Annotated in this window: 17 protein-coding genes and 1 tRNA gene; 9 read left to right on the forward strand and 9 right to left on the reverse strand. The window is 57.5% G+C overall.

Annotation, left to right across the window (positions count from 1 at the left end; genetic code table 11):
* Positions 1–42: 42 nt before the first annotated feature.
* The 6 genes from E8M78_RS17655 (at position 43) to E8M78_RS17680 (ending at position 5,842) form a co-directional block, all read left to right on the forward strand.
* Complete coding sequence (locus E8M78_RS17655; protein WP_137136283.1) at positions 43–1,128, forward strand: ABC transporter ATP-binding protein; 1,086 nt, start codon at positions 43–45, stop codon at positions 1,126–1,128.
* A gap of 50 nt (positions 1,129–1,178) precedes the next feature.
* The gene (locus E8M78_RS17660) at positions 1,179–2,468 is read left to right on the forward strand and encodes a PotD/PotF family extracellular solute-binding protein (RefSeq protein ID WP_137136284.1); all 1,290 of its coding nucleotides are present in this window, start codon (positions 1,179–1,181) and stop codon (positions 2,466–2,468) included.
* 69 nt (positions 2,469–2,537) lie between these two features.
* Complete coding sequence (locus tag E8M78_RS17665) at positions 2,538–3,443, forward strand: ABC transporter permease (protein WP_137136285.1); 906 nt, start codon at positions 2,538–2,540, stop codon at positions 3,441–3,443.
* 1 nt (position 3,444) lies between these two features.
* Positions 3,445–4,263, forward strand: coding sequence for an ABC transporter permease (locus E8M78_RS17670; protein ID WP_137136286.1), 819 nt, complete (start codon positions 3,445–3,447; stop codon positions 4,261–4,263).
* A complete protein-coding gene (locus E8M78_RS17675) occupies positions 4,263–5,006 on the forward strand; it encodes an aspartate/glutamate racemase family protein (RefSeq protein ID WP_137136287.1) in 744 nt (247 codons plus the stop codon). Before E8M78_RS17670 ends, E8M78_RS17675 begins: the two co-directional genes overlap by 1 nt.
* Positions 5,003–5,842 carry a GNAT family N-acetyltransferase gene (locus E8M78_RS17680; protein ID WP_137136288.1) on the forward strand — a complete coding sequence of 280 codons (840 nt, stop codon included), beginning with the start codon at positions 5,003–5,005 and terminating at the stop codon, positions 5,840–5,842. The genes E8M78_RS17675 and E8M78_RS17680 overlap by 4 nt, the downstream gene beginning before the upstream one ends.
* On the opposite strand, the gene E8M78_RS17685 is transcribed toward E8M78_RS17680, so the two are convergent.
* A complete protein-coding gene (locus E8M78_RS17685; RefSeq protein WP_137136289.1) occupies positions 5,843–6,673 on the reverse strand; it encodes a universal stress protein in 831 nt (276 codons plus the stop codon).
* 362 nt (positions 6,674–7,035) lie between these two features.
* Between E8M78_RS17685 and E8M78_RS17690 the strand changes: the two genes are divergently transcribed.
* Both E8M78_RS17690 and E8M78_RS17700 read left to right on the forward strand, forming a co-directional pair.
* A complete protein-coding gene (locus E8M78_RS17690; protein ID WP_137136290.1) occupies positions 7,036–7,257 on the forward strand; it encodes a helix-turn-helix transcriptional regulator in 222 nt (73 codons plus the stop codon).
* Between the two features lie 683 nt (positions 7,258–7,940).
* Entirely contained in the window at positions 7,941–9,614 is a 1,674-nt protein-coding gene (locus E8M78_RS17700) for a glycerophosphodiester phosphodiesterase family protein (protein ID WP_137136292.1), read from the forward strand.
* A gap of 560 nt (positions 9,615–10,174) precedes the next feature.
* On the opposite strand, the gene E8M78_RS17705 is transcribed toward E8M78_RS17700, so the two are convergent.
* On the reverse strand, positions 10,175–10,453 hold the full coding sequence (locus tag E8M78_RS17705) for a hypothetical protein (RefSeq protein ID WP_137136293.1): 279 nt from the start codon (positions 10,451–10,453) through the stop codon (positions 10,175–10,177).
* A 129-nt stretch (positions 10,454–10,582) separates the two neighbouring features.
* Between E8M78_RS17705 and E8M78_RS17710 the strand changes: the two genes are divergently transcribed.
* The gene (locus tag E8M78_RS17710) at positions 10,583–11,149 is read left to right on the forward strand and encodes a hypothetical protein (RefSeq protein ID WP_137136294.1); all 567 of its coding nucleotides are present in this window, start codon (positions 10,583–10,585) and stop codon (positions 11,147–11,149) included.
* 25 nt (positions 11,150–11,174) lie between these two features.
* Here E8M78_RS17710 and E8M78_RS17715 read toward each other — a convergent pair.
* The 7 genes from E8M78_RS17715 to glmM all read right to left on the reverse strand — a co-directional run bounded on the left by E8M78_RS17715 (position 11,175) and on the right by glmM (position 20,028).
* A tRNA-Met gene (locus tag E8M78_RS17715) sits at positions 11,175–11,251 on the reverse strand.
* Positions 11,252–11,385: 134 nt separating this feature from the next.
* Positions 11,386–12,582, reverse strand: a complete 1,197-nt coding sequence (mnmA, locus tag E8M78_RS17720) for a tRNA 2-thiouridine(34) synthase MnmA (protein ID WP_137136295.1) — start codon at positions 12,580–12,582, stop codon at positions 11,386–11,388.
* 667 nt (positions 12,583–13,249) lie between these two features.
* On the reverse strand, positions 13,250–14,275 hold the full coding sequence (locus tag E8M78_RS17725) for a Tim44 domain-containing protein (protein ID WP_137136296.1): 1,026 nt from the start codon (positions 14,273–14,275) through the stop codon (positions 13,250–13,252).
* Between the two features lie 176 nt (positions 14,276–14,451).
* Entirely contained in the window at positions 14,452–16,047 is a 1,596-nt protein-coding gene (gene serA / locus E8M78_RS17730) for a phosphoglycerate dehydrogenase (protein WP_137136297.1), read from the reverse strand.
* A gap of 83 nt (positions 16,048–16,130) precedes the next feature.
* Positions 16,131–17,309 carry a phosphoserine transaminase gene (locus tag E8M78_RS17735; RefSeq protein ID WP_137136298.1) on the reverse strand — a complete coding sequence of 393 codons (1,179 nt, stop codon included), beginning with the start codon at positions 17,307–17,309 and terminating at the stop codon, positions 16,131–16,133.
* Between the two features lie 301 nt (positions 17,310–17,610).
* Positions 17,611–18,459, reverse strand: coding sequence for an outer membrane protein (locus E8M78_RS17740; RefSeq protein WP_137136299.1), 849 nt, complete (start codon positions 18,457–18,459; stop codon positions 17,611–17,613).
* Positions 18,460–18,675: 216 nt separating this feature from the next.
* Entirely contained in the window at positions 18,676–20,028 is a 1,353-nt protein-coding gene (glmM, locus tag E8M78_RS17745; protein ID WP_137136300.1) for a phosphoglucosamine mutase, read from the reverse strand.
* Positions 20,029–20,371 lie beyond the last annotated feature (343 nt).

Genomic DNA, 20,371 nt, shown 5'->3' on the forward strand with positions numbered 1-20,371 from the left:
CACGAACCATGCATTAACAGTCTCATCTTGAAGGAGACGTGCATGAGCAAAGCAGCCGAGATAGAAATTGCGTCGGTTTCCAAGATCTACGGAAACACAACCGCAGTTCATGCCATTAGCCTGAAGATTCCGGCGGGAAGCTACTGCTGCCTTCTTGGCCCCTCCGGCTGCGGCAAGACGTCAACCTTGCGCATGATTGCGGGCCACGAAAGCGTATCAGGCGGCGATATTCTTCTCGGCAACAAGAATGTCACGGATCTGGCCCCTGCCGAGCGAGGGACTGCCATGATGTTCCAGTCCTATGCGCTGTTTCCACACCTCGATTTGGTGGAAAATGTTGCCTTCTCGATGAAGATGAAGGGCGTCGACAAGGAGACGCGCCGTGCCAAGGCGCTCGACATGCTGAAGCTGATGCAGCTTGAGCCCTATGCCAGCCGCCGCCCGGCACAGCTTTCCGGCGGGCAGCAGCAACGTGTGGCGCTTGCCCGTGCGCTGATCACCGATCCTGAAGCTCTCTTGCTGGACGAGCCGCTGTCTGCACTCGATCCCTTCCTCAAGATACGCATGCGCGCGGAACTGAAGAAGCTGCAAACCTCGCTTGGCATCACCTTCGTGCACGTGACCCACAGCCAGGAAGAGGCCATGGCGCTGGCGGATATCATCGTCGTCATGAACGATGGCCGCATCGAGCAGGCGGCCGCGCCGCGCACTGTGTTCGAAAGACCGGCGACGGCCTTCGTAGCCCGCTTCATGGGCGATCATAATGTGATCTCCGGGCGCGCCACCTCGTCGACGCCATCGGGTCTTTCTCTCACGGTTCCGGCAGGCGGTACATTCAGCGCCCCGGCTTGCGGCATGCCGGAAGGCGACCCGGTCGACATCGCCATCCGCACCGACCGCGTGCAGATCGGCAAGGCCGCGCAGGATGGGCTGGGCTTCACCGGCAGCGTTTCCAACATCGAATATCGCGGCTCCTCCGTAAAGCTCACCGCCACCGGCGCGGGGATCGAGGAGTTCACCGCAATCATCAGCGACAGAGAGTTCTTCGAACAACCGATCAAGGTTGGCGAAGCCATTCAGCTGTCCTGGCATGCCGGGGACGTGATCGTCCTCGGAAAGGCTCAATAACAAGCAGCGCAACAAAAACCAGCACAATAAAAACCAGAGAGGAACATGGCATGACCGACAAGACGAACAAGCCTTCGGGCCTTACACGCCGCAGCCTGTTGAAGACTGCATCTGCCGCAGCTGGCCTTGCCGCCGGTTCCGGCGCTATTACCGGCTTTCCCACCATCTGGGCGCAGTCGAAGATCACACTTCGCCAGTTCGGCACCGGCGTTTCCAACATCAATGCCATAGCAGAGCAGTGCAAGAAGGATCTCGGCATCACGCTGGAAATGACGGCAACCGATTCTGACGCCGCCGCCCAGCGCGCCGTGACCCAGCCGAATTCCTACGATATCGCCGATATCGAATACTGGATCCTGAAGAAGGTCTATCCGGCAGGTGTCATCCAGCCCATGGATGTCAAGAAACTGAAATACTATGACAAGGTCGTTCCGCTGTTCAAGAACGGCAAACTGAAGCCGGATAGCGTGATTGCGCAGGGCACCGCCCCGCACACGGTCGGTTATGTTGAAAAGCCCGGCACCAAGACTTTCGCCAAGAGCGAAACCGAGTGGTTCACCATGATGCCGACGATCTACAATGCCGATACACTGGGCATTCGTCCGGATCTCGTCGGCCGCGAAATCACCACCTGGGCGGATATTCTCGATCCGGCCTTCAAGGGCAAGACCTCCATCCTCAACATACCCTCCATCGGCATCATGGATGCGGCGATGATCATGGAAGCCTCCGGCAAGATCAAATATGCCGACAAGGGCAACATGACCAAGGAAGAAATCGACAAGACGATCGAGTTCCTGATTGGCCTCAAGAAACAGGGCCAGTTCCGCGCCTTCTGGAAGAGCTTCGATGAATCTGTGAACCTGATGGCGTCCGGCGAAGTGGTCATCCAGTCCATGTGGTCGCCTGCTGTTGCCGCCGTTCGTTCCAAGGGCATTGCCTGCAAATATCAGCCGCTGAAGGAAGGCTACCGCTCGTGGGGCGGCGGCCTGGGACTTGCTGCCCACCTCAAGGGGGCACAGCTCGACGCGGCTTATGAATACATCAACTGGTACACATCCGGCTGGGTGGGCGGCTATCTCAACCGTCAGGGCTACTATTCCGCCTGCATGGATACGGCCAAGAAGTTCATGACCGAAGACGAGTGGGGCTACTGGATCGAAGGCAAGGCTGCCAAGGGAGAGATCCTCTCGCCGGAAGGCAAGGTCATGGAAAAGGCTGGCGCCGTGCGCGATGGCGGCTCCTTCGAAGACCGCATGGGCAAGGTCGCCTGCTGGAACTCCGTCATGGACGAAGACCGCTACATGGTTCGCCGCTGGAACGAATTCATCGCGGCGTAAATCTCATGCGAAACCGCCTTTCCCCTCTTGGGGAAAGGCATTCAGCCCGACGAGCAGCAAGAGGACCGAATGGCAACAGTACGTTTCATAGGTGTTGGAGAGCCGAAGCCGAAGCGGAACATCCGTATTTCGCCGAAGCTTGCCGCCTATCTGCAGGCCGCGCCGCTCACGCTCATTCTCGGCGTCTTCCTTGCGCTTCCGCTTCTGATGATCCTCGTCGTCAGCTTCTGGGATTATGACTTCGCCCAGATGTACCCGGATTTTCTCACCATGAACTATGTGGAGACGCTTGGTTCCTGGGTGACCTGGAAGACCTATCTCAACACATTGAAATTCGCGGTGCTGGTCTGGGCCATCACGCTGTTCATCGGCTTCTGGGTCGCCTACTTCCTGGCATTCCACATCAGAACCATGGCCATGCAGATGGTGCTGTTTCTGGTCTGCACGGTGCCGTTTCTCACCTCGAACATCATCCGCATGATTTCCTGGATCCCGGTTCTGGGGCGAAACGGGTTGATCAATTCTGGCCTCGTCAATTCCGGCCTCGTGTCCGAACCAGTCGAATGGCTGCTCTATTCGGATTTCGCCGTGGTGCTGGCCATGGTGCATCTCTACACACTCTTCATGGTGACGCCGATTTTCAATACGCTGATGCGTATCGATAAATCGCTGGTGGAAGCCGCCCGCGATGCAGGCGCCACGAGTTGGCAGGTCCTGACGAATGTCATCATACCCTTGGCCAAACCCGGCATGGCCATCGGCACCATTTTCGTGGTCACGCTTGTGATGGCGGATTTCTCCACCGTGCAGGTCATGTCCGGCGGGCAAAGCGCATCCGTCGCGCTGATGATGAAGAACCAGATGTCGCTACTGCAATATCCGGCGGCTGCGGCCAATGCCGTTGTGCTTCTGATCCTCGTTCTTTCCATGGTCGCAGGCATTCTGCGCATCGTCGATATTCGCAAGGAGCTTTGAGATGTACGCAGATAAACGCTCCCGCGAATTCTACATCCTCGCCTTCTTCTTCGCGATTTTCGTCCTGTTTCTCTATGGGCCGCTGTCGGCCATCGTCATCCTCTCGTTTCAGGGCGAAAACGGCGGGCTTACCTTTCCGTTGAACGGGGTCTCGCTGCACTGGTTCGCCAACTTGCTGGAAACCCAGGCGGTGGGCGATTTCGGCGGCTCCTTCCGGCGCTCTTTGACGCTTGGCCTCATGGTCATGGCCGTCACAGTTTTGGTGTCGCTTCTGGCGGGCCTTGCCTTTCGCCGCAAGTTCATCGGCGCAACGGCGCTCTTCTATCTCTCCATCGCCAGCCTCGTGGTCCCATCGATCATCATCTCGCTCGGGATCGGCGTCATGTTCCAGCAGGCAGGCGTACAGCCAGCATGGTTCTCCTCGGCCTTCGGCGCGCACCTGACCTGGACCCTGCCATTCGGCGTGCTGATCATGTTTGCCGTGTTCAATCGTTTCTCACCCTCCTATGAGGAAGCGGCGCGCGATCTCGGTGCAACCGCCTGGCAGACATTCCGCTACGTGGTGCTGCCGATGATTGCTCCATCGCTGGTCGGCGTCGGCCTGTTCGGCTTCACGCTTTCCTATGACGAGTTCGCGCGGACTCTGATGACGTCAGGCACCTACAACACGCTACCGCTGGAGATCTATGGCATGACGACCAACGTCACCACACCGGTGCTCTATGCGCTCGGCACCGTGACCACCGTCTTTTCTTTCCTTGTGATTGCCGGAACGCTCGGTCTGATCGCTGTTCTCAACCGCAGCAGGACACCCGGCTGATGAAGATCCTGCTCGTCAATCCAAACACCACCGCCAGCATGACCGCAACGGCGGCGCATGCCGCGAGGCTGGTTGCAGCCCACGGCACCGACGTCGTAGCCGTCACATCGTCCATGGGGCCGGTATCGATCGAAGGCTATTACGACGAAGCCTTTGCCGTTCCCGGCCTGCTTCTTGAAATCGCAGCCGGGGAGAAGGCGGGCGCGCAAGCGGCCATCATCGCCTGTTTCGACGATACGGGGCTGGATGCTGCCCGCGCGATGGCCAACATTCCCGTCATCGGCCTATGCGAGGCGGCACTCTGTGCTGCCTCCTTCATTGCCCAAAGGATCACCATCGTTACGACAATGGAGCGCTCGCGGCTACCACTCGAACGCCTTGTCTATCGCTACGGCATGTCGGGACGCACAAAGGTGCGGGCAGCCGATATTCCGGTGCTTTCCCTTGAAGATCCCTCCTCCAATGCCCGCGCCAGACTGTGCCAGCAGATGGAGCTGGCCTTGAGAGAGGACCGAGCCGAAGCCATCGTTCTGGGTTGCGCAGGCATGGCGGACCTGACAGCGGATCTGCGCAAGGAATTTGGCGTTCCCGTGATTGACGGCGTGGCCGCAGCCGTGAAGCAGGCGGAATGTCTTGTTGCGCTTGGCCTCACCACATCGAAGGTCGGCGCCTATGCTTCACCAATCCACAAACCCTATCTCGGCGCACTCACCCCCTTTTCACCGGAAGTGATCATGGCATGAGCGAGCCGCACATTCGCAATCTAAACCTTTCCGACCTGAAAGACCTGTTGGACTGGGCAAAGGCAGAAGGTTGGAACCCAGGCCTTGATGATGCCGAGCCCTTGTTCGCCGCCGACCCGGATGGGTTCTTCGGCTGTTTCGTTGGAGGAAAGCTTGCCTCGGCGATCTCTGCCGTGCGCTATGGCGAAACATTCGGCTTTATCGGCCTCTACATAAGTCATCCGGAATTGCGCGGGAAAGGTTTCGGCCGACGCGTATGGGATCACGGCATGGCCTATCTCGAGGGCCGGACGGTGGGACTGGACGGCGTGCCGCAGCAGCAAGCCAATTATGCCCGAATGGGATTCAGCCCTTGTTACAAAACTGTGCGCTGGAGCGGATCTTTCAATGAGAATACAATCGTCTCGCCAAAGGTAATCGCTCTTGATCCGTCAGCCTTCACAGAGATTGCGCAATTCGACAGACGAGCCTTTCCTGCTGAGCGAACCGCATTCCTACGTGCATGGATCGACCCACCGCGCCACGCACTTGGGCTTATGCAAAATGGCAGGTTGACCGGCTATGGGGTGCTGCGTTCCTGCCATCAGGGCTTCAAGATCGGACCGCTTTTTGCCGGGACGGATCAAGGAGCATTCGAACTCTTCAGCGCACTCTGCCAACTTGCTGGGAGGGAGACGATCCATATCGACGTCCCGGAAGACCAAGGGGTATTTGGTGAATACCTCCAGGGCCTCGGCTTCACGCAAGGCTTTACCACGGCAAGAATGTATAGAGGCGCCCCTCCCCGCCTGGAAGAACGCCTCATTTTCGGTGTCACCACGCTGGAACTGGGCTGATCAGCGAGCGATCAGAACAGGAACCGGGGATTCCTCCAGCATGGACTGCGTTACGCCACCGAAAACACGCTCACGCAGCCTTGAATGACCATAGGCGCCCATGACGATCAGATCGGCACCGACCTCAACCGCGTGACTGTTGAGAACGTCCTGCACGCGGCGCCCGCCGCTTGGCAACTGATCCACCACCACATTCACACCATGGCGTGCGAGATAAGCCGCCATGTCGGCACCCGGCTCTCCGCCATTGGCGAGATAGGTTGCATCCGGATCGACGACGGCAAGATGAACCGCCTCTGCATGCCGCAGGAGCTCCATAGCTTCGCGCGCCGCACGGCCCGCTTCCGGTCTCGAATTCCAGGCAAGCAGCACTTTGCGAACCTTGGCGGCAGGCTTGTCTGTCGCCGACGTCAAGAGCAGCGGACGCTGCGCTTCGAAGACAGCACCATCCACGACAGCCGACAGAAGGGCCGAATTGGCACGTGTTTTTTCACCGAGCAGCACGAGGTCGGCGTAAAGAGCATGTCGATAGATAACATCCGCCGCAAAAGGACGCTCGGTATAGAAGTGCTCGATATCGTAGGGAATATTGGCAACTGTAAGCGATGCCTTCGCCCGCTCGGTAGTCGACTGCAGCGCCTTCATGTCTTCGACGCGCTGATCGAGCCACACCGTCCCGACCGGGTAGTCGCTAAGCGTGGGCGTGATGGCGATGTCCATCACGAGAACCGTAAGATGGGCGTCCATTTGCAGCGCTAGCTCGATCGCCTTTGCGAGATCCGTTTCCTGGTCGCGATTTCCAATGACGGAAAGAATGGTCTTGAACGACATGACATGCTCCCTTGCTAGGCCGGGACCGGAGAGGCACGAGGCGTGCCACAACATCTCCCAGCTGATGAGCGTAGCTTACACTCGCCGGATTGTGACGAATTGATCTTCATCAAGTGAAGCTGAGCAACAGTCCGAATAGGAAATTTCGCGGGCTGCCGGGAACCATTTGGCCGCTCCTGCGTCTTGAGGTTCACGCTCCCGTCACGAGCAGGCCATATTTTTACTTGGCCAGAAAAAATTTAGGAACTACTTATGTGACGCCGCGTGACGGTCTGTTACCGGCGCCGCATCCTTTAGGACTGAGACAAGGGCTATTGTGCCCGATTTGCCGAGCGAACATCGGCACTACCGAAGGAGTATTCATGACGATCTCTCACAGCAATTTCGATGATAACCGCGCAATTTCCATTGCCGAAACCATCGCCACGGCACGTCGCACAGCAGGTTACAGCCTCGAAGATCTGGCAATTGCCACCGGTTTGACGGTTGCCGAACTGGAGGCTCTGGAGAACGGGACCGATACCGACTCAACCCGATTGAAACGCGTGGCAGTGGCGCTGCGTTTGGCAGACACTCTAGGATAAGAGATTAGCCTAAAATAGCAGGCGACGTTATGGGATCACGAAATTGTGATCTCCTTCTCTGACAAAAACACAGGCACACGCATTAGGCGCCCTTTTGCGACAGTTCGTTATATTTGCTAACGAGAATTATAAAGCGCAGATGGCGCCTTACTCATCGTTGTATTATTATACGACAGGTATGATTTTGACGACTCTAATATAACGCTTAATTGCAATGCCGAAGCCTAAGCGTGCAATTGATTGTAACATTTACAATTTTACCTAAATTTGTATAAAATTTGCATGTTGATTGCGACATTGTTGTTCCCTAAGCGACCCGTGACTGCAGTCAGGCGCGCATTAGTCATACTTACTATTCCAGAGAATACTAATGCAAAACCTGCCTGTTCCAACAATCCGGGTCCATAGAGGCAGTAGCAACGATGAAAACAACGCGAAGACTGACTGTCGACAGCGACAATCATGAAATTTTCCAACTCTCCGGTGGGCAGAACGGCAAGCCAGGAGATCGCTCAACGGGCTCCGGGCGTCCGCAGCCGGGAGGCAGCGGAAGATCAAGCGGTTCTGGAAGTTCTGGCTCTGGCAGCTCGGGCTCTGGCAGCTCGGGTTCGGGCAGCTCGGGTTCGGGCAGTTCGGGTTCGGGCAGTTCGGGCACAAATGGCTCAGGCTCCATAAAATTAGACTTGAACGGCTCTGGAACCGGCAGCACCACCACGTTCCGCAAAATTGCCCCAACTGGCTCAAGCAGCCCCGTCATTGTCAGCAAACTGGCAGATGACGGTAAGGCGGATGGGCAAGGCAAAGCTGGCGGAAAAGCCGGCGAAACCAACGGCAAATTTACCCCCATCGTCAATTTTACGGGTGACCCGCCAATCGACGAAGCATCGAGCAAGTCCGTATCAAAATGGCTGGCAGGGGGTGGAAAATCCGAATGGCCAGCAAGTTACGGCCTGCCACCAAAGGCCGTGGATCGCCTTACCCAGATTGCCGGTGAGCGTGGTTACGGCAAGAACCTGTTCATGACACCCTCCGAGGCGGCGACCCTGACGAACGGACCAAACCCCATGCGCAAGCAGGTGGTTGCACACCGGGGCCTCTTCGACAACTCGAAAGGCATCATCGAAAACTCCATCAATGCAGCGGAAAACGCACGCACGCACAACTTCCGTGGCATCGAACTGGATCTGCGATCCTCCAAGGATGGCGTCGCCTTCCTCATGCACGATGAAACGATTGGCCGTGTGACCAACGATGCGCGCAACCGCAACATTGCTGATGTCGACAGCAAGGAGTTTGCGAATATGCCGTTGAGCATCTGGAATCCGGTCACGAACGAACGGACGCCCGCCGTCACGCGCGACGGCAAACAGCAATATCCGGAAACACTGCAAAGCGTGATCAACTATGTCCGCAAGACCAAGGCGGATACAAAGGATCCGGATGCCGTCAACATCATGCTGGATCCGAAGGATGAAAAGTCGTCACTGATCGCCGTGGAAATGCTTTCGCGTCCAGAGAATGCGGATGTCCGCGGTAATATCGGCATCAAGATCTACGCGAAGTATATGCCGGACTCCAACTTCGAGCAGGAGGAACTGCGCGGCAGCCCGTCACCACTGCTCACCCGGCTGCGAGCATCAAGCGAAGCAATCGCGAAAAGCAGCACGCCTTACAACAATCTCAAACTCATACCCGTTCTCTCCAACCTGTCAGAGATCGCCAACAGCGTTTCATCCGAATCCATATCAACACAAGGTGCAAACTGGCTCAATGGCGTCAGAACCCTGGGCGACGTCCCAATGGTGGAAGTGCTGCGTCTCAAGGGTGCCCCCAACCTTGGCGAAATGACAGATACCGTCAACAAGTTCCGCGCAATGGATGGCAACGCCAAGGTCCCGATCACTGAATCGAACATTTCGGAAGCCATTTCGGTCAATGGAAAGCCCTTTTACTACTCGCATCAGGGCACGATCATTGATCTGCCGAATCGTCCGGATATGGATCAGCGCCGCACCTTCGGTGCGCTGCAGCCCTATTCGCAGATCATCACCTCCGACAATCCATTCATCGAAATGCTGGCGGAACCATCGCCTCTGAAGGATGTGGATGGGGCGTTCAGTGGCATGAACCTGAACAAGCTGGCGCATGACAGCAGCAATCCCGCCTCGGCACTGGGAGCCCCGCCGGACTTCCTCGGCAAGCCGAGCTGGTCGAACAATGGCGATCACCGCCGCCGCCTTGTCGACGACGTGAGCACCAGCCCATACACCCCACCAACGTCCGGTGCAGGCAGCCGGGGATCGTCAGCTGCAAGCAACGGCTCAACATCAGGAGCAGGCGGCGGGCAAGACGACTAAAGCGAAGTTCGGCGGAACTGGCTCTGTTCAGTAATCCAATCCGGTCGATTCACGAGGAGAAGGGATTGGGCGTTGCTATCTATACGCCTGATCCCTTCTATATAACGGGAAGGCCTTGAGCCGCATCCCGGTCAACTGAAGGCTACGCTACCGGCCATGACAGTTTCAGACCCCGCCGAACCCCGTGCAGCAACAGCCTGTCTGGAATGCTCCTGTTGCGGATCAGGGGGAGCGACCTTGCCAGCCCAAATGTTTAATGAACATGGTTGATTTTCTGATAAAATTACCTCAAGGTTGAAAAATACAGGCCTGAAGCGTTTTTATATCCCGGAAAAAATCTCAGTGCGCTCATGTCGATGTCCATGAGTTCACTCCTTCGGAGGTAAAACTCCATGAGCCTTGAGGGCGCACCGCCTTCACAAAAACAGGGCAGTCCGCCCGCAGATCCTCTCCCATCGGGTTTGAGTCAGGAAAGCCGTGCCCAGCAGGAATATGGTGGCAGGGTTCAGTTGCATCAGGCCAATCTCTCCAGCGCGCGCCGCCTGCAACTGAGCGCAACATCAGGCAGAGAGGCGGACAGCGAGCCGCAAACGCTTCATCAGGCGAAACCGGACGCAGGAAACAGTGCGCGATATGGCGAAGACCAATCTCACGCCACGTCGGGCCTTTTGAGTTCGGTGGACGCTACCCCAGCCGATGCCAATCTCCATCGGCAGAGCATGGCTCCAGGTGAAGGGAAAGATCATCGAGATCAGCTTATGGGACGGAGCCGGATTGATCTCAAAGACGGCAGGCAGAATCAGCAGGTCGACACAAACGCGCTGCACGATGCAGATCACATGTTTCCTCGAAGGGGTGGACACCTAAACACACCGATAGGCTCAAGGCTGGAAAAGGCCATCCCCCATGGACAGTTCCGAACAGCGCTGCCCGCCAGTCATCTTCTCAATCCTGATCTTTTGAATCCGATGAGTGCGCATCTGAGGAAAAGGTCTAGCGACCCGCCAGCGGATAATGATCCGCTGGCCCCCGGCAAGATCATGGCTGGCTCCACGCCCGAACACCTGTCAGATCGCAACACCTCTGAGCCGGATACCCAGATGTTCCCCGTCTCATCGTTGAAAGGGCTGCGTCCCCTGCAGCACTTCCCACCCGACGAGGCTGAGGAAACAGCAGAACCGGACATGCCATTGCTGCGCCGGGTTTTGGATTTGCGTGCCGGCTCCATGTCAGAGATGCCTTTGAAGGCTGAGGTCACGGTGTCTTCAATCTCATCTATCGAGCAGCAAAAGAGATTGACCGCTATCAGCAGTCTCTTGCTTTTCTTCGACAGACTGTTGGATTTCAGTCGCATGAAGATGATACGGACCAAGCATCAGGAAGTCTTGAGCAGTGCCGAAGGCCGCCCCCTCAACGCGGATATCTATCCGGTCCGCCCGCTGGCCTATAGACGCAAATGCAAGAGGCCAGATGGCTGTGTGCTGAAGACTGGCGACACGTCATTCTGTGATCGCTGCATCACGCCAGATCTGTAAGATGTCATGAAAGTTTGGGGAGAGATGGTAGCGGGGGGCGGACTTGAACCGCCGACCTTGGGGTTATGAATCCCACGCTCTAACCACCTGAGCTACCCCGCCACACTCGCGCAACCTGCTGGCATCTGGTTTCATGCCCGGCGCGATGTCGGGCTTATAAAGGGATGCTCCGGGCAAAGTCAAGCGCGGTTGTTACAAAAACGCAGCGCCTTTTCATGACGTTGTGGAGAGTGACCTCAAGCTGCCGCAGGTGCCGAAAGAAGCGCCTTGAGAGAGGCTTCTGCCTCGGCTGCCCGTTCTGATCGCTCAATGAAACCGCCGCCCCAGACGCGCGCATCCGGTCCTTCTGCCGAATAGAGCACGCAGGCCTGACCGGGTGCCACGCCCGCCTCGCCCACCAGAAGATCCACGTAGATGCCACGCTCGTCCACATGAAGCACCGCCGGTGTCGGCGGGCGCGTAGAGCGAACCTTGGCGAAACAGTGGAAGCCGTCCTTGGCGTCCTCCTCAAGAGCGGCATCGCCAATCCAGTTCATGTCGCGCAGATAAACCCGGTGCGTATCGAGCGCCTCACGCGGACCGACGATCACCCGACGACCGCGGGCATCGAGGTAGACCACGTAGAGAGGCTCGCCAGTCGCGACGCCCAGACCCTTCCGCTGACCAATCGTATAATGCAGGATGCCGTCATGACGGCCTAGCACACGTCCGTCCATGTGCACGATATCGCCGGCAAGCGCCGCATTCGGCTTCACCTTGTTGATGATGTCGGCATATTTGCCCTGCGGTACGAAACAGATGTCCTGGCTATCGGCCTTCTTGGCAACAACCAGCCCCATGTCTTCGGCAAGCGCCCGAACTTCGGCCTTGGACATGCCGCCCAGCGGAAACCGAAGATAGTCGATCTGCTCCTGCGTGGTGGCAAAGAGAAACCAGCTCTGGTCCCGGTCGCTGTCGACGGGGCGATACAGCGCGCGCCGGTTCGGATTGTCCGACGAGGGATTAGGGCGCGAACGGATGTAGTGGCCTGTTGCCAACGCATCGGCTCCCAGTTCCTGCGCCGTGGCCAGAAGATCGGCAAACTTGACGGTCTGGTTACATGCAACGCACGGGATCGGCGTTTCACCCATCGCATAGGCTTCGGCGAAAGGATTGATCACCGTTTCGCGGAACCGCTTTTCATAGTCCAGCACGTAATGCGGGATGCCCAGGGTTTCCGAAACGCGACGCGCATCGTCGATATCCTGACCAGCGCAGCAGGAGCCAGCACGATGGACAGCCGCACCGTGATCGTAAAGCTGCAGGGTGATGCCCAGCACATCATAGCCCTGACGTTTGAGCAGACCGGCAACGACGGAAGAATCCACACCGCCGGACATGGCGACGACAACGCGCGTATCCTCCGGCCTCTTGTTAAAATCCAGCGTATTCACAGGAACTCTCTCGGTCTGGGTTGTGGCGTCAGCACCTCATCACGGGCGCATCTCATCCGGCAGCGGGATCGGCCACTGCCTCATTCACTCCGCTGATATAGAAAGGAAGCCCCGCAAACGCAAGCTTTCGGACATTCGGCGCAATGGCTGAACTCAGAACTGCATGACGCGCGTGGCGCCGTTGGATGCAACGGAGGCATTGACCGATTGCGTCTCCACAAGCGGGTCAGCAGACGGAAGACAAGGTGATGGACGAGATAACCGATGATGACCGTCGCAATGAGAGCGATCATGCTGTACGTTACGAATTGGACCCGGACGCGTATTGACCAGCCTGTCCGGGTTTTTCTTATCTCAAGCGCAATTATGACGGGTATCCCTATCGTCATCACTCCTGTTCGAGGACAGAGCCTCTGCCTCGGATCATGCGGCTCATCCTCACGAGTCAGCGCTGTCTGGTCGGCGCTTGCTACTTCGTTCTCGACCAAGAGGATATAGCATTAGTCTTTCCGTAGATCGCGGACAAAACTCAACCTTAGATTTCATTGAATTACTTATCTAAACGCGAAAAGGGCTCGCCTTTCGAGCGAGCCCATTTGCAATTCTACGGCGGTGAACCGGACCAAGCGACATTAAGTCGATTGTGAGATCAGCGCCGGTTATACAATTAATCTGTGCCCTGGATCGCCGAAAGCTTCCAGGCTTCGCCCGGTTTGCGGACAAATGTCCAGATTTCCGTGCTTTCAACCGGAGCGGTTGGATCGCCGGAAACAACTTTGCCGGTGTTGCGGTTCACCATCACATCGATACTTTGGTAACGCAGGGCAACCGTTGCATACTCCTGGCCGTTTTCCCGCCAGGATTCTGACAGGTCACCCTGAAGCAGTTGTACGTCCTTCACGTCATTGCGAAGACCCTGAGTCGCGTTCTCGCCCAGTTCCTCGGCCAGATAGGACATGGCTTCCGGCGTCGCGATTGCGCGCAGCTTTGCGTAGTCTTCAGCGCCATAGGCACCCTGGACGTCCTTCAGCAGCTGCTCGAACTGATCGAGATCCGCATTGTTGATGCCGATTTCATCCGTCGCCTGCGAAGCAACTTTCGGGCGAGCCACCGCTGCAGCAGCGGCACCACCGGCAGCACCAGCCGCCATCGAACCCATTTGCGGGATCTTGAAGCCCGGTCCTTGCGCATTCGGAGCCTGATAGGCGTTACGAGCCGCACCTTGCGCTGCAGGCTGCTGACGACGCGCGAACATACGCATGATCAGGAAGATGATACCACCAATCAGCAGGCCCTGGAACAGCAAGCCGAGGAAGCCGGCAAGACCGCCAAAACCATTGCCCATCATCATACCAAACAGGCCGCCCAGAAGCAGGCCGCCCATGATACCACCACCGATACCACCAAAGAGGCCACGACGCGCTTGCTGGCCAGCCGCCTGCTGACCGGCGGCAGCGCCCGGATTTGCGGCTGTATTCGGCGTATTCGGGGTCATGGAACGCTGCATCGGCGCAGCAGCACCGGGAGCCGTATTCGTCGCGGCAGGTGCATCATAGGTACGCGTGCCGCGGCTGCCAAAGCCACTTGAACCTGCACGGCGGGCTTCCGCGAAATCAACGGCGGCCAGAGTCACAACCATGCCAATTGCCAACACGGAAGCGGCGTGCTTGAAGCGCCGAAGTTTTGCAAACATTTCTCTCTCCTCAAAAACCCGTCCCACGGGCATTGCAATCTATATAGAGAGCATCGCGAAAAGTTTTTAGAGGCTGCAAGACGATCTGACGCGGTTTTGATCAATGAAACCTATAACGTGAAAAACCCGGCGGAAAAATCCGACCGGGTTCTTCTTGTCCTGGGAGGGAACTAGCTTCAGTCGACGTTGAAGGTCAGCGGCTTTGCCTGCTTGATCGCCGGATTGGCGGTCAGCTGATCCAGAACCTCCTGCTTGATGGCACCGTCGACATACAGAAGCGCGATCGCATCGCCGCCTTCCTTCTCGCGACCCAGCTGGAAGTTTGCAATGTTGACGCCGGCATTGCCGAGCGTCGTGCCCACGAAACCGATCATGCCGGGAACGTCGGTGTTGGAGATGTAGATCATGTCCGCACCCACATCGGCATCCATATTGATACCCTTGATCTGGATGAAGCGCGGCTTGCCATCCGAGAACACCGTGCCGGCAACAGAACGAGTCTGCTTGTCGGTGGTGATCGTCAGCTTGATATAGCCATCGTAAACGCCGGTCTTGTCACGCTTCACTTCGGAAAGGACGATGCCCTTTTCCTTGATCATGATCGGTGCCGAAACCATGTTCACGTCTGCCACCTGATTGCGGATCAGGCCCGCCAGCAGAGCAGAGGTCAGGGCACGGGTGTTCATCGATGCCGTCTGGCCGTCATAGAGGATCTCGATCGCCTTGATCGGGTTTTCGGTAACCTGACCGGCAAACGAACCCAGAACATCAGCAAGGCGGATGAACGGCTTCAGAATCGGCGCTTCTTCAGCGGTGATCGAGGGCATGTTGATGGCGTTGGAGACGGCACCCTTCACGAGGTAATCCGACATCTGTTCTGCCACCTGTAGGGCAACATTTTCCTGAGCTTCGGTCGTCGAAGCGCCAAGATGCGGCGTGCAGACCACATTCGGCAGACCAAACAGCGGGCTTTCCGTTGCAGGCTCCACTTCGAATACGTCAAAACCGGCGCCAGCCACATGGCCAGACTTGATGGCATCGGCCAGAGCCTGCTCATCCACCAGACCACCACGGGCGCAATTGATGATGCGAACGCCGGGCTTGGTCTTGGCAAGCGCTTCGCGGGAAAGAATGCCGCGCGTCTTGTCCGTCATCGGGACATGCAGCGTGATGAAGTCGGCCTGCGCCAGCAACTCGTCCAGCTCAACCTTCTTCACACCCATTTCCTGAGCACGCTCGGCCGACAGGAAGGGGTCATAGGCGATGACATGCATCTTGAGGCCGATGGCACGCGAGCAGACGATGGAACCGATATTGCCGGCACCGATGACGCCGAGCGTCTTGCCGGTGATTTCGACACCCATGAACTTCGACTTTTCCCACTTGCCTGCCTGCGTGGAGGCATCAGCCGCAGGAATTTGACGCGCGACGGCGAACATCAGCGCGATGGCATGTTCAGCCGTCGTGATGGAATTGCCGAACGGCGTGTTCATGACGATGATACCGCGCTTGGAAGCGGCAGGAATATCAACGTTATCGACGCCGATACCGGCGCGGCCAATGACCTTGAGGTTCGTGGCGGCGGCAATCAGCTTTTCAGTGGCCTTGGTGGCCGAACGAATGGCCAGACCATCGTAATTGCCGATGATCTCGGCCAGCTTGTCCTTGTCCTTGCCAAGCTTCGGCTGGAAATCCACTTCAACGCCGCGATCGCGGAAGATCTGGACGGCGGTTTCCGAAAGTTCGTCGGATACGAGAACGCGAGGTGCCATGACGAGGCCTCCTGATAGAGTTCGCTTGTAACGATCAACAATGGGGAATGTGGTCCTGCCTCTGGGGCAGGACCGAATGCAAATCAGGCAGCGGCCTTGAGCAAGGCAGCCTTCTGGGTCTCAAAGGCCCAGGTCAGCCAAGGCATCACAGCCTGCATGTCAGCTGTATCGATAGTTGCACCAGCCCAGATGCGAAGGCCGGACGGGGCGTCGCGATAGGCGCCGATATCAAGCGCAACATTTTCCTTTTCGAGAAGGGCAACGACACCCTTCGCAAAGGCAGCCTGTCCGTCGGCATCCAGCGCAAGTACGTCCGGATCAACGATCTTCAGGCAGACGGAGGTGTTGGAGCGCGTCGCCGGATCGACAGCGAGATTGGCGATCCAGTCATTGGCTTCGACGAAATCAAAGATCACCTTCGCGTTGGCATCAGCGCGCGCCATCAAGCCCTCAAGACCACCGACCGACTTTGCCCAGTTCAGCGCATCGATGTAGTCTTCAACGCAAAGCATGGAAGGCGTGTTGATGGTTTCGCCAACGAAGATGCCTTCGATCAGCTTGCCGCCAGACGTCATGCGGAAGATCTTCGGCAGCGGCCAGGCCGGAACGTAAGTGGTCAGCCGCTCTACGGCACGCGGGCTGAGAATGATCACACCATGACCACCCTCGCCGCCCAACACCTTCTGCCAGGAGAAGGTGGTAACATCGAGCTTGGCGAAATCGAGGTTCTGCGCAAAGGCTGCAGACGTTGCGTCGCAGATCGTCAGGCCTTTGCGGTCAGCCGGGATGAAATCCGCATTCGGAACGCGAACGCCAGAGGTGGTGCCGTTCCAGGTGAAGACGACGTCGCGGTCGAAGTCGACCTGCGCCAGATCCGGCAGAAGACCGTAATCGGCATTGAACTTGCGAACATCCGTGAGCTTCAACTGCTTGACGACGTCCGTCACCCAGCCAGCGCCGAAGCTTTCCCAGGACAGCATGTCAACGCCGCGCTCGCCGAGCAGCGACCACATGGCCATTTCGACAGCGCCGGTATCGGATGCAGGCACGATGCCAATGCGATAATCCGCAGGCACATTCAGAATTTCACGGGTAAGATCAATGGCCAGCTTCAGCTTGTTCTTGCCAACCTTAGCGCGGTGCGAGCGACCGAGCGGGGCATCAGCGAGTGCTTCGAGCGTCCAACCGGGGCGCTTGGAGCATGGGCCAGAAGAAAAATGAGAGTTTGCCGGACGCACGGCGGGGGCGATTATATCAGCCATATAGATACCCTTCCAGGTAATTAGCCTCTCGTTGGGGAGAGGTGTCCCGCCGCTGTTGCTAGTGGAAGGAGACACTCCGGTCAAGTCGTTTTTGAAACGCAAGATGTCTTTTTTGCGCAATCTTCTTCGCACACAGGAGAGCGAACCAGGGTTCAAATGCCCACGCGAGGAACAAACCCTTGAAGCACCTTCAATCTTCAAATGGTCGAAAAAACCGATACAGCAGACGCAACTTGCAAGCTAAAGCAACGAAAAAAGCCGCCCACGGACTGTGGACGGCTTTAAGTACAAATATGCGATCTTACTTGTAAACGATCGGGGCCGGAGCCGGCTCTTCCGGAACGTAAGGGGCCGCACATCCACCGAATGTGTAGCGGGCGCCGAGACGCGCTTCGTGAACGTCGAAGCCCTTGTCGTAGCCCGGTCCGCCGTTCTGGGCGTAGCCGAACATATCGCCACCTTCAACGCGGCGATAGCGGTAACCGACATCAGCCTTGAGGTTGCAGGTAACGTCTATCGTCGCACCGGCCATAAGCGCATAGGTAAAGCGCCAGCCGCCCTTGCCGCCGTGTTCCACGGTGGTGTCGCAACCCGTACCGTTGTCAGCGCAGGATGTGTTGCGCAGTTTGTCCCACTTCACGTAGGTGCCGCCGAGACCGGCGCCGACGTAAGGCGTGAAATAGCCGTAGGTTCCGAGATCGACATAGGCGTTTGCCAGCAGGCTGTAGGCGCGCATGTTCGCGATATCGCGCGATGTGCAAGGTCCAACGCAGGCGCCGAATGCCGCACCGCCGCCCTTGGTGGAGCCTTCGAACTTGCTCTTGGAGAGGTAGTCGAAGGTTACGTCCGTGCGAAGATAGTTGTTGATCTGGTAGCCGACACCGCCGCCGACGGTGAACGCATCGCGCAGTTCGGAGCGATGAAAGTCAACCTTCTGGCTGGTATCATTGCCCTGATAGAAGTTTGCGCCGCGAAGGTCGTTGAAGCCATAACCTACATCGCCGCGCAGATACCAGCCACTGGAGCTCTGTTGAACCTCAACTTCCGGCGCGTTCAGGGGAACCTCCGGCTGCGGCTGATAAAGGTCTGCGGAATGAGCCACACCTGCCGTCAGGGCCAGGACAAGTGCGCCGATCAGGGTATTCCTCATGGCAAGAACTCCAAGTTCCAGTTTGCTTCGACGCGCGGCGCGGCGAGGTTGTTCTAAACTGAACCGGATCATTAACGATAAAGGTTAAGGAGCAATTAAGGCTAATGCCCCGCTAAGAGGATTGGTAAGTTTTGCATGAATGCGCCCGACGAGCGGATAATGAAAAGGGCCCGCGACATTGCGCGAGCCCTCATTGATTCGACCTCGGCGCTGAACTCAGGCCGCGGAACGAACGTTGGAGATAACACCAATGAGATCGTTGACGATCCGCTCGATCTGGGCGCGATCATCGCCCTCTGCCATGACACGGATGAGTGGCTCGGTGCCGGACGGCCGGATGACCAGCCTGCCCTTCTTGCCGAGTTCTGCTTCCGCACTCTCGATCGCCTGACGCACGATGATATCCTCCAGCGGCTTGCCCCCGGAGAAACGCACGTTCTTGAGCAATTGCGGAACAGGCTCGAACCGGCGGCACACTTCGCTGACCGGCTGCCCGAGACGCTTGACGCGCGCCAGAACCTGCAAGGCCGCCACAAGACCATCACCCGTCGTTCCAAAATCGGACAGGACGATGTGGCCGGACTGTTCGCCACCCACGTTGAAATTGTGGTTGCGCATATGCTCGACCACATAACGGTCGCCCACCTTTGTCCGGGCCAGGTTGAGCCCCTTCTTTTTCAGAAAGCGCTCCAGTCCCAGGTTGGACATGACGGTCGCGACAATCCCGCCGCCACGTAGCGTCTCGTCGTCCAGCCAGCTTTCCGCGATGACGGCCATCAGCTGATCGCCATCGATGATCTGACCGTGTTCGTCGACGATGATCACGCGGTCCGCATCACCATCAAGGGCGATGCCGATATCGGCGCGCACTTCATGCACCTTTCTACGCAAGGCATCCGGGCTGGTAGAGCCACAATCGAGGTTGATGTTGGTCCCGTTCGGCGCGTTGCCGATTGTCACCACATCCGCGCCCAGTTCCCAAAGTGCCGTTGGCGCCACCTTGTAGGCCGCACCATTGGCGCAATCGATGGCAATGCGCAGGCCATTCAGCGTCACATCGCGCGGCAGGGTGCGCTTCACGAATTCGATGTAGCGATAGATATCGCCGTCCACGCGCTTGGCACGGCCAATCTCGTGCGGCTTGGCAAGCTGCGCATAGATATCCTTGTCGAGCAGGTCTTCGATCTCAAGCTCCAGCTCATCGGAAAGCTTGTAGCCATCCGGACCGAACAGCTTGATGCCGTTGTCCTCGAACGGATTGTGAGAGGCGGAAATCATCACGCCAATGTCTGCACGTAGCGAGCGCGTCAGCATGGCGACAGCCGGCGTGGGGATCGGGCCGAGTAGGAAGACGTCCAAACCCGCCGCCGTGAAACCAGCCACCAGCGCGTTTTCCAGCATGTAGCCGGAAAGGCGCGTATCCTTGCCGATCACCACCCGGTGACGATGATTGCCGCGGCGAAAAATCGTGCCGACTGCAATCCCGACCCGCATCGCCAGATCCGGCGTCATGGGAAACACATTCGATTGTCCGCGAATGCCATCGGTGCCAAAGTAACGGCGTGTCATGAATGCTCCTTGATGCCCTGCGCGCGCACTGGACGCGTCCTTGTGAGCTTCAGCCAACAAGCGAAAATCGCGCGGCTGCATTTTGTGCTCATGCCATAGAAATTCGGCCTGAACACATAAATTACCGTCAATCTGGATTACATAGCGTTACCAAACTCTAAATCGCCCAAAGCATGACGCGCAAAAGTGTGCGGCAGTTTTGCGATAACGACAGGCGACAAAACAAAGAGTTAAAGCGTCAGGAGCGAATCTGAAAGATCGCGCCACGCTTTAAGAAGTCATGACCTCCACCAGAGGTGGAGGTTTGAAACGCTGCGCTTGAACCGCTAGAAGCGGTTTTGCT

It is taken from the genome of Rhizobium sp. FKY42 (assembly GCF_005222835.1).
GTDB lineage: Bacteria > Pseudomonadota > Alphaproteobacteria > Rhizobiales > Rhizobiaceae > Neorhizobium.

Coding starts and splice junctions, on each gene's coding strand:
- E8M78_RS17655 (WP_137136283.1), top strand. CDS start 43: ATGAGCAAAGCAGCCGAGATAGAAATTGCGTCGGTTTCCAAGATCTAC.
- E8M78_RS17660 (WP_137136284.1), top strand. CDS start 1,179: ATGACCGACAAGACGAACAAGCCTTCGGGCCTTACACGCCGCAGCCTG.
- E8M78_RS17665 (WP_137136285.1), top strand. CDS start 2,538: ATGGCAACAGTACGTTTCATAGGTGTTGGAGAGCCGAAGCCGAAGCGG.
- E8M78_RS17670 (WP_137136286.1), top strand. CDS start 3,445: ATGTACGCAGATAAACGCTCCCGCGAATTCTACATCCTCGCCTTCTTC.
- E8M78_RS17675 (WP_137136287.1), top strand. CDS start 4,263: ATGAAGATCCTGCTCGTCAATCCAAACACCACCGCCAGCATGACCGCA.
- E8M78_RS17680 (WP_137136288.1), top strand. CDS start 5,003: ATGAGCGAGCCGCACATTCGCAATCTAAACCTTTCCGACCTGAAAGAC.
- E8M78_RS17685 (WP_137136289.1), bottom strand. CDS start 6,673: ATGTCGTTCAAGACCATTCTTTCCGTCATTGGAAATCGCGACCAGGAA.
- E8M78_RS17690 (WP_137136290.1), top strand. CDS start 7,036: ATGACGATCTCTCACAGCAATTTCGATGATAACCGCGCAATTTCCATT.
- E8M78_RS17710 (WP_137136294.1), top strand. CDS start 10,583: ATGAGTGCGCATCTGAGGAAAAGGTCTAGCGACCCGCCAGCGGATAAT.
- E8M78_RS17725 (WP_137136296.1), bottom strand. CDS start 14,275: ATGTTTGCAAAACTTCGGCGCTTCAAGCACGCCGCTTCCGTGTTGGCA.
- serA (WP_137136297.1), bottom strand. CDS start 16,047: ATGGCACCTCGCGTTCTCGTATCCGACGAACTTTCGGAAACCGCCGTC.
- E8M78_RS17735 (WP_137136298.1), bottom strand. CDS start 17,309: ATGGCTGATATAATCGCCCCCGCCGTGCGTCCGGCAAACTCTCATTTT.
- E8M78_RS17740 (WP_137136299.1), bottom strand. CDS start 18,459: ATGAGGAATACCCTGATCGGCGCACTTGTCCTGGCCCTGACGGCAGGT.
- glmM (WP_137136300.1), bottom strand. CDS start 20,028: ATGACACGCCGTTACTTTGGCACCGATGGCATTCGCGGACAATCGAAT.